The organism is Mesorhizobium sp. W050 (assembly GCF_054719535.1).
In genome coordinates this window covers 450,292-462,641 of record NZ_JBTTIH010000001.1, presented here as the reverse complement: position 1 = coordinate 462,641, position 12,350 = coordinate 450,292, and the positions used below count along the sequence as shown (strand labels likewise).

Here is a 12,350-nt window from a genome sequence, read left to right as displayed (position 1 = left end):
GCTCCTGCTGAGACCGCATGTCATTCATTGCTCAAGCGCCCTTGGTCGCCGCGATAATTTCGGTCAGCCTGATGCCGAAGCGCGACGGATCGCTTTCCAGCACGGTGATCTCGCCGCGCGCGATCTTGCGGCCGTTGACCACGACATCGACCGGTTCGCCGATGCGCCGGTTGAGCGCCACCGTCGAGCCCTTCTGCAGCGCCATCAGGTCCGACACCGGCATTTCCGTACTGCCGAGGATGATCTGCACATCGACCGGGATGCTCATGATGATGTTGGAATTGGCGCCGGACGTGGCAGCCCGCAAGGCGGCGTCGGGCCGCTTTTCCTCCTCCTGGAGGACACCGCGCAATTCCTCGATGGCGCGGTCGAGCTGTTCGTCCGGCTGGTCGATATTGGCTTCCACCTTGGTCTTGGCCATCAGTCGTCTCCAAATGCTTGGGCTTGCCCGGCGTCAGCCCGGCATGAGCCCATCGATAAAATCCTGACCGGCATCGTAAGGATGCCTGATCCGGACGGTGTAGTTCTGCCCGAGTTTACCGAACTCGCAGACAAACAGCGTCTTGTCGCGCGCGCTCAGCTTGGCCTGCGACTGCGCGGTTTCCTCGAACTCGATGATCTGGCCCGGCTCGAAGCCGGCGAGGTCGCCGAGCGTCAGGCGTGCCAACGGCATGGTCGCTTCGAGCGTCACCGTCGAGCGCATCACCTCTTCGGAAAAACGTGCCCGCCAGTCGGAGGTCGTGCCTTCGCTGTCGTGGACATCGGCGATACCGCGTGTGGCCAGCAGGATGCGCTGCGGGATCATCACCGTGACCGTTCCGCTGTCGGTCGGCGTCGAGATGCCGAAGACGATGCGCACCGCCGCGCCATCGCGCAGCACGCGGCGCTTGGCTTCGCTGCCCGAAAGTGCCCGCGGCACCGGCAGCCGCAGCTCGAGCGAGCGCCGGCCTGATCCGTTCAACGCCTGCGCAACTTCCTGGAAGACCGTGGTCGCGACATCGGTCTCGATCTGCGACAGAGCGCGCTCGATCGGCGAAACCGGCTGATCCGGATCGCCGCCGAACAGCGCGCACACCATCACGGCGATGGCCGGCGCATCAGCCACCAGCGTCATCGCATCCGAAGACGTCGGCGATGCTATGATGGCCATGGCAAAGGCATCGCCGGCATTCGTGCGGGCATCGGGAACACGGCTGATCTCGACCGTGCGCAGGTCGACGGTGACCGGTGCACCGAGCTCGCCGGCCAGGCTCTTCTGCAGCAGCGGCAGTGCGCGCTCCCCCATCGAGCGCCCGGTGCCGATGACGTGAGCGGCCTCACCGCTTTCACCGACCAGACGCTCGATGATCAGCGAGCGGGCTTGCGAGGGGCTGCCAGGACTTGTCATGACGGCGTGCGGTCCTGTCTGTCTTCATGCATGGCTCAAGCCGCTTTCTTCTCGGCGGAAGCTGTGTTCATCGTGCTTTGCTCGACGGCATCGATCGTCGGCCGCTCATAGGACGAGATGGTCTTGCGGCCGAACTCGATCGCCACCTGCGGCAGAGCGCCGTTCATATAGGCAAGCAGCGTCTGCTTGACGATGATATAGAGGCGATTCTTCTTCTCGCGCACCGTCTTGATCTTGGTGGCAACCGGTCCGACCACCGCATAAGACAGGAAGATGCCGAGGAAGGTTCCGACAAGGGCGGCGCCGATCAGGCCGCCGAGGATTTCGGGCGACTGGTCGAGCGCGCCCATCGCCTTGACCACGCCGAGCACGGCGGCGACGATGCCGAGCGCAGGCAGACCGTCGCCCACCGCCACCAGCGCATGGTAGGCCTTCATCTTGTCGGACTTGATGGTCTGGATTTCCTCGTCCATCAGCGCCTCGATCTCATGCGAGCGGGCATTGCCGATGATGATGATGCGGCAGTAGTCGCAGATGAAATTCGTCAGGTCGTGGTTCTTCAGCACGGTCGGGAACGCCTGGAAGATCGCCGACTCCTCCGGATTGTCGATGTGCGCCTCGACCTCGCTGCGCGACTTCGAGCGCAGTTCGCGCATCAGGCTGTGCAGCACGCCCAGCGTCTCCAGATAGTCGCGTTCTTTCGGTACCGCCTGCTTGAACGCTTCGAGGATACCCCTGCCGGTGTCCTTGACCGTCTTCATCGGGTTGGCGACGAGAAAGGTGCCAAGTGCGGCGCCACAGATGACCACCGCTTCCCAAGGCTGCATCAGCACATGCAGATGGCCGCCCATGGCCATGAAGCCGCCGAGAACACAGCCGAGCGTCACCACAAGTCCGATCAGAATGCCCACGCCAGATCCTTCCGCATCACGTCAGGCCTAACCGATAGCCCCCGTGCCTTGTGTGAGGCTTGAATCATGCAAGGTGAGGCGATTCAGCCTCGCGCAAGCAAGTCCGCATACTCTTGCTTTTGAAGCTGCGACCGGAGGCATGTCGTGTTGAGCACTTTTACCAGCTACCAGCTCATCGCCAGGGACATCCCCAAGGCGATCGACCGCATCGAGGCGGAGCCGATCACCAAGCGCGACACCGACTACTATCTCGCCAACATCGGCAGCGTGAAATCGATCGACGATTTCGTAAAGAACGACCGGCTGTTCAAATATGCCATGAAGGCCTTCGGTCTCGGCGACATGGCTTACGCCAAGGCCTTCATGGTCAAAGCCCTGAAGGAAGGGGTGTCGGATTCCGACAGCTTCGCCAACAAACTGAGCGACAAGCGTTATGCCGAGTTCGTGTCGGCCTTCAATTTCGCCGCCCTGGGCCCTAATGCCACGAGCTACAATTCGGCGCAGCAGGGCGTGACCAACAATTATGGTCTCCAGGTCTCGGTCGGCCCTTCGCAGAACGGCTTCACCTATTACAAGGGCGAAACCTCGTACTACCTGAGCAACATTTCCAACGTAAAATCGATCGACGACCTGATGGGCAACGATCGCCTGCTCACCTATGCGATGGCCGCGTTCGGCCTGGACGCCGACGCCGAGCCGGCTGCGACCGTGCGGGCCATGCTGGAAGGCGGCGTCACCGACCCGAACAGCCCCGCAAACACGTCGACAAACAAGGGCTATGCGGCTTTCGTCGCGGCTTTCGACTTTGCCCAATATGGCGACCAGGCTACGGCGCGCGACGCCGTCCAGCAGGCGGTGCCGAAGGCTGTGATCGGCGGAACCGGACTGTTGCTCGTCAAGCCGACCGCGCAATACATCAAGGGCGAGGCCGACTACTACGCAGCCAACATCTCCAAGGTGAAGTCCATCGAAGACCTGCTGAAGGACAAGCGCCTGCTGACCTTCGCCATGGCTGCCTATGGGCTTGATGCATCGACCCAGACGACGAAGCAGATCCGCACCATGGTCAATGGCGGCGTCACCGATCCGTTGAGTCCCGCCAACCTGTTGACCGACAAGAGCTACGCCAACTTCGTCAGCGCCTTTGATTTTGCCCAGTATGGCGATCAGACGACCACGCGCGACGCGGTGCTGAAGACCACGCCGAAGCTCTACACGACCGAGTCCAGTCTTGGCCTCATCAAGCCGAATGCGGACGCCGTCCAGGCCGAGACCAGCTACTACCTCGCCAACATCACCAAGGTGAAATCCGTCGACGATCTGATGGCCGACAGCCGCCTTTATAAGTATGCTCTGTCCGCCAGCGGGCTCGATCCTGCGACCACCAACAAGGATCTCGTCCGCGATGTCCTTGAGGGTGGTGTCCGCGATCCCGCCAGTGTCGCCAACAAGCTCTCCAACAAGGCCTATGCCAGGCTCGCCACCTCGTTGAATTTCGAGGCCTACGGCGAAGCGGCAACGACCCGCAGCCCGTCGCAGCAGCCGGTGGTCGACAAATACATGCGCCAGACCCTGGAAGAAGACGCCGGCAAGACCAATGAGGGCGTGCGGTTGGCGCTCTATTTCGAGCGCAAGGCCTCGACCATCACCAACTGGTACGACGTGCTGGCCGACACGGCCCTGGCCAGCGTGCTACGCACCGCCATCGGCCTGCCCGATTCCTTCGCTGCCGCAGATATCGACAAGCAGGCGCAGGCCTTCGAGGCAAAGCTCGACCTCACCGATTTCACCGACCCGGCCAAGCTCGAGAAATTCCTCACCCGCTTCACCAGCCTTTGGGAAATCAATCATCCGACCTCGACCGCCCAGACATCGATCGGTGTGCTGTTTGCGCAGCCGACCACCGTCGGCATCTCGACCGATCTGATGATGGCCATGCAGAAACTGAGATTCTGAGAACACCATGCAGGACAGCCTTTACGTCGCCCTTTCCTCGCAGATCGCGCTTGAGCGCCGTCTCGACACCATCGCCGACAATGTCGCCAATGCCTCGACCATCGGCTTTCGCGCCACCGGGGTGAAGTTCGAGGATGTCGTCTCCGGCACAGGTCCCAAGTCCGTGTCCTTCGCGTCCTCCGGCAAGACCTATTTGTCCGGCGCCCATGGCGCGATGACGCAGACCGGCAACCCGTTCGACTTCGCCGTCCAGGGCGATGCCTGGTTCGGCATCGACACTCCGGCCGGCACCGTGATGACGCGCGACGGGCGGTTTTCGATGAACGAGAACGGCGAGCTGATGTCGCTCGAGGGCCATCCGGTGCTGGATGCCGGCGGCGCGCCGATCCAGCTTGACCCGCGCGACGGTCCGCCCAAGGCGGGCGCCGACGGCTCGCTGCGCCAAGGCGACAAGCTTGTCGGCGCCATCGGCCTGTTCAATTTCGACCCCGGTCCGAACTTCGTCCGCTACGGCAATTCTGGCATCGTGCCCGCGCGTGCGCCGGAGCCGGTCACGGACCGTTCCGATCTCGGCGTCGCGCAAGGCTATGTCGAGGAATCCAACGTCAATCCGGTGCTCGAAATGACGCGCCTGATCATGGTCCAGCGCGCCTTCGAGAACACCGCTGCGCTGATGCGCCAGACCGACGCCTCGACCGACGACGCCATCAAGACGCTCGGCTCCAAGTCGTAGCAGCATGTCGAGCAGCAAATCATCGATACGCGCGCTTGAACGGCAACCGGAGACAGCACCGGAAAACCGGCTGGCTGCGCTGGAGCGGATCTGGCGCCGCTTCGATGACACCGAGACGTTGCTGCGGCGCGGCGGCCGTGTTTCGGAGGTTTCGCCAACGCATTACAAGGTGCGCGGCCTGTCTGAAGTCGCCAGGCTTGGCGACCTCGTCGAGCAGCGCGGCAATGCCGGCACGCGCCGCGGCGAGATCGTCAGGATCGGCCGCGACGAAGTCGTCATCGCCCCTTTCGAACGCAGCGCCGACGCCGGCATCGGCGACGCCGTGTTTCGCCGCGGCCCGCTGACGGTAACGCCGCATGCTTCGTGGCGCGGGCGCGCCATCGACGCGCTGACCCGCGTCATCGACGGCGGCCCGCCGCTGATCAGGATCGGCGAGGCTGCGAGCGGCGACGGCACAACGCCCGGCGCCATGGCGCGGCAGCGCGTCGGCACCGCCTTCACGACCGGGGTCAAGGTCATCGACATCTTCACGCCGCTCTGCCTCGGCCAGCGCCTCGGCGTCTTTGCCGGTTCCGGCGTCGGCAAGTCGACGCTGCTCGCCATGCTGGCCGGCGCCGACGCCTTCGACACCGTGGTCGTGGCGCTGATCGGCGAGCGCGGCCGCGAGGTACGCGAATTCCTCGAAGACACGATCGGCGCAGAGAGCATGGCCAAGACGGTCGCCGTCGTCGCTACCAGCGACGAGAGCGCCATGATGCGCCGGCGCGCGCCGGATACCGCCATGCGCGTTGCCGAACATTTTCGCGACCAGGGCCATCGCGTGCTGCTGGTGCTGGATTCGATTACCCGCTTTGCCCATGCGCTGCGCGAGGTAGCGACCGGCACCGGCGAGCCGCCGGTCGCCCGCGGCTATCCCGCTTCGGTTTTCACCGATCTGCCCAAGCTGCTCGAACGCGCTGGCCCGGGCGCTGAAGGCCCCGGTATCAAAGGACAGGGATCAATCACTGCCATCATCTCGGTGCTGGTCGACGGCGACGACCACAACGACCCGGTCGCCGATTCGGTACGCGGCATCCTCGACGGCCATGTCGTGCTCGACCGCGCCATTGCCGAACAGGGCCGCTACCCCCCGGTCAATCCGCTGTCGTCGATCTCGCGCCTCGCCGACAAGGCATGGAGCCCCGAGCAACGCATGCTGGTGACCAGGCTGAAGTCGATGATCTCGCGCTTCGAGGACACGCGCGACATCCGCCTGCTCGGCGCCTATCAGGGCGGCGCCGATGCCGAGCTCGATATTGCCGTGCGCCAGGTGCCGCTGATCTACGAGGCGCTGACGCAGTCGCCCAGGGATCGCGCCTCGAGCGACGCATTCTCCGACCTCGCCCGTCATCTGAAAGGCAAGCAAAGTGTCGATGCAGGAGACTGAGCTTCAGTACACCGAGCGGCTTTTGCGCGAGATGATCGCAGAGGCCAGTGCCGCCGAGGAAGCCCGGGCCAACGAAGCGAGAGCTGTCAGGGCAAAGGCCGATCTCGACAAGGTCGCCAAGGCTGAGGCCATTCTGGCCAGGGCCGGCAGGCCATTCTTGCCCAGGGTAGCCAGCGTAGTCGAGTCCACTGTGCCTCGCTTGGCCGAGCCTGCCTTGCCCAGCGTCGTCAAGCCTGAATTGCCAAGGACCCCTCGCGCCGGCCCCGAAGAAGCTATGGAGACCAGTCGCGACTCGCTTCTCGACGGGCTGTTCCCGGTCACCGAATGGCCGCAGCCGCCAAGGCCGCAATATCCCAGGCTCGATAAGAAATCCGACCGCCGCAGCGATATCGTCTTTGCCGCGCTCGGCATCACGCTCGGCCTGATCTGCGCGCTGTTTCCCTGGTATATCTTCTTCAATCAGGACCAGTTCGGCGTGCAGGCGATCAAGTTCGGCGGCAGCGGCACCAATGCAGGGCGGGTCAGCGGCGGTTCGCAGATGGAAAACAGCGGTCAGCCGCTGACGGCAAACGATGTTCCCGATGTCGACCTGTTCGCCACCGGCACGCTGCAGGACCCCGAGGACAAGACCCAGCCTCCCGGCGTCGACGAGCAGCCCTTCCCGGCGGATCCCAAATTTCGCATGGTTCATGTCGCCAATGGCCGCGCCATGATCGAGGACGATGCCGGCCTGTGGATTGTCCAGCGCGGCTCGAAGCTGCCCGACTCCAGCGTCGTCTCGTCGATCGAGCAACGCGGCGGCAAGTGGGTCATGGTCACCAGCACCGACCAGGTGATCGAACTCTCCAAATAGCGGCACACCGGCTTACGCCTAGCCCGCGCAAGGTCCGCGCAAGACTGGCAGCCTAGTCTTGTACGTACCAGCCTGGAGATCCCCATGGAGCCCATCAATCTTTTCGATCTCGCCGCCAAGCAGTCGCAATGGCTGTCGGTGCGCCAGTCGGCCATTGCCGGCAACATCGCCAACGTCAACACGCCGGGCTACACCGCCGGCGATGTCGAGCCGTTCGAGAAGGTGCTCGACCGCACGGCAGTGTCGCTGACCGCCACCCAGGCAGGCCACCTCGGCACTGCCGCCACTAATGCCGGCTTCACGGTCAAGCCAGAAGAGACGACCGGCGCCATCATGCCCTCGAAGAACACGGTGGTGGTCGAGAACGAACTGATGAAGGCCGGCGAGGTCCGCCGCTCGTTTGAACTCAACACCGCGATCGTCAAGGCCTTCCATTCGATGATGATGATGGCGGTGAAGAGCTGACCATGGACGCTTTGACCTCAGCCCTCAAGATCGCCGCGTCCGGCCTCAGCGCCCAGTCTGACCGTTTGCGCGTCGTTTCGGAAAACCTTGCCAACGCGCAGTCGACCGGCAACACCCCGGGCGCCGACCCCTATCGCCGCAAGACCATCAGTTTCGTCTCGGAACTCGATCGTGCCTCGGGTGGCACGACGGTTGAGGTCAACTCCATCGACCGCGACCCCAGCGACTTTCCCGTCGAATTCCAGCCCGGCAACGAGGCCGCCGACGACAAGGGCTACGTCAAGATGCCCAATGTCAACGTGCTGGTCGAGATGGCCGACATGAGCGAAGCCAACCGCTCCTACGAAGCCAACCTTCAGGTCATCAAGCAGGCGCGTGATCTGATCTCCATGACCATCGACCTGATGAGGAACCAGTAATGATCAGCGGCATTGGCGGTATCGGATCGCTTCCCCTCAAGCCGGAGATCGGTGGCGCCGATACCACGACCGACCTGTTCCAGGGCACCAAGGCGCCGATGGCCGGCAGCGAAATCGGCACCACCTTTGCCGAGGCGCTGAGCCAGGCCGCCTCGAAGACCGTCAACACCTTGCAGAATGCCGAGCAGGTGTCGATCCAGGCACTCAGGGGCGACGCCGATACCCGTCAGGTCGTCGACGCCGTCATGAGCGCCCAGCAGGCCCTGCAGACCACGATCGCGATCCGCGACAAGGTCGTCTCCGCCTATCTCGAAATCAGCCGTATGGGCATCTGAGGAGAACTTGCCGTGAAAGCACTCGCCATCGCAGCGACCGGCATGAATGCCCAGCAGACAAATCTGGAAGTCATTGCCAACAACATCGCCAACATCAACACCACCGGCTACAAGCGCGCGCGCGCCGAATTCTCCGACCTGCTCTACCAGGTCGACCGCACGCAGGGCGTGCCCAACCGCTCCAATTCATCGCTTGTGCCGGAAGGCGTGTCGATCGGCCTCGGCGTCAAGACGACGGCGGTGCGCAACGTCCATACGCAGGGCGAACTGACCTCGACCGGCAACAGTTTCGACATGGCGCTGACGGGCCGCGGCTGGTTCCAGATCGAGGGCGGCGACGGCGGCACGCTCTACAGCCGCGCCGGCGCCTTCAATACCAACGCCACCGGCCAGCTGGTGACCGTCGACGGCGCCAATGTCATCCCGGCCATCACCGTGCCGACCGATGCCATCGAAGTTGTCGTCAACAAGACCGGCCAGGTCTTTGCCCGCATCGACGGCCAGACCGACCTCCAGCTGCTGGGCCAGCTGCAGCTCGCCAACTTTGCCAATGAAGCCGGCCTGGCGCCGCTCGGCGAAAATCTGTTCCAGGAGACGCCGGCCTCCGGCCCGGCCAATGTCGGCGTGCCCGGCGATCCCGGCTTCGCCTCAGTCGAGCAGGGTTATCTCGAGGCCTCCAACGTCGATCCGGTCAAGGAAATCACCGAGCTGATCTCGGCGCAGCGCGCCTATGAGATGAACTCCAAGGTCATCCAGGCCGCCGACGACATGGCCTCCGTCGTGTCCAAGAACATCAGGTAAGGTTTGATGGTCTCTCCGGCCTCCCGCTCCGCGCTTTGCCGCACCGCGCTGATGCTCGCGCTGGTAGCCGGCGGTGTGCCGGCGTTTGCGCAGGAAGCGGCAAATCAGGAGACCACCACCCAGGTCGCAAGCAGTCAGGCAACCGGCGAGATCGTGCTGATCCCCAACCGGGTCATCTATCCCGGCGAGATGATCGACACCGGCGCGCTGAAGCCGGTGACGCTGCTCCCCGGCAAGCACAGGCCGGATGCGGTCGCCACGCAGGCCATGGAACTCCAGGGCAAGGTCGCCAAGCGCACGCTGCTGCCCGGCCGCTATATCCCGGTCGCCGCCATCCGCGACGCCTGGCTGGTCGAACAGGGTGCCGCCGTGCAGGTCTATTTCATCGCGGGCGACCTCACCATTTCGGCCACGGCGGTGTCGCTGCAGCCGGGTGCCGCCGGCGATTTGATAAAGGTCCGCAACACAGACAGCGGCAAGATCTTTTCCGGCACGGTGATGGCTGACGGCACCATCCGGGTCAGCGCGTCATGAGACGCGGAGCTGCCCTTCTGCTCGCGGCCGTTGTCGGCCTGCAGCCGGCGCTGGCCGACGGTCTTACGCCGAAGCAAAAGCGCGATCTTGCCGGCCAGAATGGCGGCGCCTTTGTCGATCCCGAATACGATCCGGCCACCACCAACCGCATGTTCAGGGTCTCCAACGGCCCAAGCTCTCTGCCACCCGGCCAGGTCGCATCGCGCATCAAGGACATTGCGCAACTGCAGGCTTCGCGCGACAACCAGCTCGTCGGCTACGGCCTCGTCATCGGCCTCGCCGGATCGGGCGACAGCCTGCGCAATTCGCCCTTCACCGAACAATCGATCCGCGCCATGCTCGAAAATCTTGGCATTGCCACCGAAGGCGGCAGCGCGCGTGCCAAGAACGTCGCCGCCGTCATCGTCACCGCCAACATGCCGCCTTACGTGCAGTCGGGCGCCCGCATCGACATCGACGTCTCCTCGATGGGCGACGCCACATCGCTTGCCGGTGGCACGCTGATAATGACGCCACTGAAGGCGGCCGATGGCGAAATCTATGCTGTCGGGCAAGGCTCGGTCATTGTTTCCGGCTTCACTGCCCAGGGCGATGCCGAAAAGCTGACGCAAGGCGTGCCGACCGCCGGTCGCGTGCCCAACGGCGCCATCGTCGAGCGCACAGTGCGCGCCGAATTCGAGGATCAGGCGCTGCTCACCTTGCAATTGCGCAATCCCGATTTCTCCACTGCCGTCCGCATCGCCGACGCCATCAACGGCTACACCTCGCAACGCTTCGGCACGCGCGTGGCGGCGGAGCGCGATGCACGCACCGTGCAGATCAGGCGGCCGAAGAATGTTTCGGCGGCGCGTTTCTACGCCGAGATCGAGAATTTGGTGGTCGAGACAGACACGCCGGCACGCGTCGTCATAGACGAACGCACCGGCACCATCGTCATCGGCAACGAGGTCAAGATCTCGCGGGTGGCGATCAGCCACGGCACGCTCACCGTGCGGATCACCGAGCAGCCGAAGATCGTCCAGCCCGAACCGTTCTCCAAGGGCGTGACAGCGGAGGAACCGTTCACCACCATCGACGCCACGCGGCCTGACGCCCGCGTCAATGTGCTCGACGGACCGAACCTCGAAACGCTGGTGTCGGGCCTCAACCGTCTCGGCGTCAAGCCGGACGGCATCATTGCCATTTTGCAAGGCATCAAGTCGGCCGGCGCTTTGCAGGCCGATCTGGTTCTCCAATAGGCCATGCCGATGATCGATTTCTTTTCCCAAAAGCAGCACCGCCGCAGCGCAGCCTTGGCAGCTTGCGTCATCGCCGCCACCGTCCTTGCCGGCGGCACTGTCCGCGCGGAAGAAGCGGTGCGGCAGGTTCTGCCTGGCGGGCAACAGCCGGCGGCAGTGCAGCAGCTGGTCCGCGAGAAGGTGCCCGATGAAAGCGAGATCCAGCGCTTCTGCTCCAACATCGCCGACGCCGCCCGCGACCGCCGTTACGCGCTGCAGGCCGAAGAGCTGAAGCAGCTGCAGGCCGGCATCGACCTGCGCATGAAGGCGCTGGACGACAAGCGCGCCGAATACGAGCAATGGCTGAAACGGCGTGAAGTCTTCCTGGCCCGCGCCGAGGATGGCGTCGTCAAGATCTATGCCGGCATGAAACCGGATGCCGCGGCCGAGCGCCTGGCCATGGTCAACGCCGATCTCGCCGCCGCCATCCTGATGAAACTCGATTCGCGCAAGGCCGGCGTCATTCTCAACGAGATGGACCAGAAGGCAGCGGCCACACTCACCGGCATCATGGCCAGCGCGGCCCGAAGGGTAGATCCGTCATGAAGTCGCATATTCTCGCCCTGGTCGCCACGGCTTCACTTGCCGGCTGCGCCTCCGACCCCAGGGAGATCGGCAGGGAGCCGGCGCTGTCGCCGGTCGGCACCGGCATTACCGGCAGCGTCAATGCGCCCTACTCCTATCCCGAAACGCCAGCCGCGCCGGTGAAGAAATTCTCGCTGTGGGACGACCGCCAGAGCCGGCTGTTCACCGACCCGCGCGCGCTGCGCGACGGCGACATCCTGACCGTCAGGATCAAGCTCAACGACAAGGCCAACTTCAAGAACCAGAACGATCGCAGCCGCACCGCCGGGCGCAAGCTCGGCTATGACGTCAACCTCGGATGGGAAGGTGCCACCACCAGCGGCAAGGGCGACGCGGGGCTGAGCTCCACCACCGAAACCAATGCGGACGGCGAAATCAAGCGCTCGGAGAACCTCGAGCTCAACGTCGCCGCCGTCGTCACCGAAGTCCTGCCCAACGGCAATCTGATGATCCGGGGCTCACAGGAGGTGCGCGTCAATTACGAGCTCAGGGTGCTGACCATCGCCGGCATGGTGCGTCCATCCGATATCGGCGCTGAAAACACCATCTCTTATGAACGCATCGCCGAGGCGCGCATCTCCTATGGCGGCCGCGGCCGCGTCAGCGAAATCCAGCAGCCCGCTTACGGTCAGCAGATCCTCGACCAAGTCCTCCCCTTTTAGGACTGG

15 protein-coding genes are annotated in these 12,350 nt (G+C 64.0%); 12 read left to right on the top strand and 3 right to left on the bottom strand.

Annotated elements, in window-relative coordinates:
- Positions 1-31: 31 nt before the first annotated feature.
- Genes fliN through motA form a run of 3 tightly spaced genes read right to left on the bottom strand, consistent with a single transcriptional unit; the run spans position 32 to position 2,298 of the window.
- Positions 32-421 carry a flagellar motor switch protein FliN gene (gene fliN / locus ACYG9Y_RS02210; protein WP_023683477.1) on the bottom strand — a complete coding sequence of 130 codons (390 nt, stop codon included), beginning with the start codon at positions 419-421 and terminating at the stop codon, positions 32-34.
- A gap of 33 nt (positions 422-454) precedes the next feature.
- A complete protein-coding gene (locus ACYG9Y_RS02205) occupies positions 455-1,387 on the bottom strand; it encodes a FliM/FliN family flagellar motor switch protein (RefSeq protein WP_023737683.1) in 933 nt (310 codons plus the stop codon).
- Between the two features lie 35 nt (positions 1,388-1,422).
- Complete coding sequence (gene motA, locus ACYG9Y_RS02200; protein WP_023671751.1) at positions 1,423-2,298, bottom strand: flagellar motor stator protein MotA; 876 nt, start codon at positions 2,296-2,298, stop codon at positions 1,423-1,425.
- Positions 2,299-2,442: 144 nt separating this feature from the next.
- Between motA and ACYG9Y_RS02195 the strand changes: the two genes are divergently transcribed.
- From ACYG9Y_RS02195 to flgH, 12 genes are all read left to right on the top strand, one after another.
- Positions 2,443-4,254, top strand: coding sequence for a DUF1217 domain-containing protein (locus tag ACYG9Y_RS02195; RefSeq protein ID WP_023737682.1), 1,812 nt, complete (start codon positions 2,443-2,445; stop codon positions 4,252-4,254).
- Positions 4,255-4,261: 7 nt separating this feature from the next.
- The gene (gene flgF, locus ACYG9Y_RS02190; RefSeq protein ID WP_023691721.1) at positions 4,262-4,987 is read left to right on the top strand and encodes a flagellar basal-body rod protein FlgF; all 726 of its coding nucleotides are present in this window, start codon (positions 4,262-4,264) and stop codon (positions 4,985-4,987) included.
- Positions 4,988-4,991: 4 nt separating this feature from the next.
- Positions 4,992-6,413 (top strand): flagellar protein export ATPase FliI, encoded by a 1,422-nt coding sequence (gene fliI, locus ACYG9Y_RS02185; RefSeq protein WP_023710976.1) that lies wholly within the window; start codon positions 4,992-4,994, stop codon positions 6,411-6,413.
- Entirely contained in the window at positions 6,394-7,266 is an 873-nt protein-coding gene (locus ACYG9Y_RS02180; protein WP_023737681.1) for a hypothetical protein, read from the top strand. The genes fliI and ACYG9Y_RS02180 overlap by 20 nt, the downstream gene beginning before the upstream one ends.
- 84 nt (positions 7,267-7,350) lie before the next feature.
- The gene (flgB, locus tag ACYG9Y_RS02175) at positions 7,351-7,731 is read left to right on the top strand and encodes a flagellar basal body rod protein FlgB (protein WP_023691724.1); all 381 of its coding nucleotides are present in this window, start codon (positions 7,351-7,353) and stop codon (positions 7,729-7,731) included.
- A 2-nt stretch (positions 7,732-7,733) separates the two neighbouring features.
- On the top strand, positions 7,734-8,150 hold the full coding sequence (gene flgC, locus ACYG9Y_RS02170; protein WP_023686341.1) for a flagellar basal body rod protein FlgC: 417 nt from the start codon (positions 7,734-7,736) through the stop codon (positions 8,148-8,150).
- Positions 8,150-8,485: a flagellar hook-basal body complex protein FliE gene (locus tag ACYG9Y_RS02165; protein ID WP_023737680.1), complete on the top strand. Its 336-nt coding sequence runs from the start codon at positions 8,150-8,152 to the stop codon at positions 8,483-8,485. Before flgC ends, ACYG9Y_RS02165 begins: the two co-directional genes overlap by 1 nt.
- A 12-nt stretch (positions 8,486-8,497) precedes the next feature.
- The gene (gene flgG / locus ACYG9Y_RS02160) at positions 8,498-9,286 is read left to right on the top strand and encodes a flagellar basal-body rod protein FlgG (protein ID WP_023737679.1); all 789 of its coding nucleotides are present in this window, start codon (positions 8,498-8,500) and stop codon (positions 9,284-9,286) included.
- A 6-nt stretch (positions 9,287-9,292) separates the two neighbouring features.
- On the top strand, positions 9,293-9,820 hold the full coding sequence (gene flgA, locus ACYG9Y_RS02155) for a flagellar basal body P-ring formation chaperone FlgA (protein WP_023737678.1): 528 nt from the start codon (positions 9,293-9,295) through the stop codon (positions 9,818-9,820).
- Positions 9,817-11,058, top strand: a complete 1,242-nt coding sequence (locus ACYG9Y_RS02150) for a flagellar basal body P-ring protein FlgI (protein WP_023749089.1) — start codon at positions 9,817-9,819, stop codon at positions 11,056-11,058. Before flgA ends, ACYG9Y_RS02150 begins: the two co-directional genes overlap by 4 nt.
- 3 nt (positions 11,059-11,061) lie before the next feature.
- The gene (locus tag ACYG9Y_RS02145; protein WP_027049841.1) at positions 11,062-11,643 is read left to right on the top strand and encodes a MotE family protein; all 582 of its coding nucleotides are present in this window, start codon (positions 11,062-11,064) and stop codon (positions 11,641-11,643) included.
- On the top strand, positions 11,640-12,344 hold the full coding sequence (flgH, locus tag ACYG9Y_RS02140) for a flagellar basal body L-ring protein FlgH (RefSeq protein ID WP_023691727.1): 705 nt from the start codon (positions 11,640-11,642) through the stop codon (positions 12,342-12,344). Before ACYG9Y_RS02145 ends, flgH begins: the two co-directional genes overlap by 4 nt.
- Positions 12,345-12,350 lie beyond the last annotated feature (6 nt).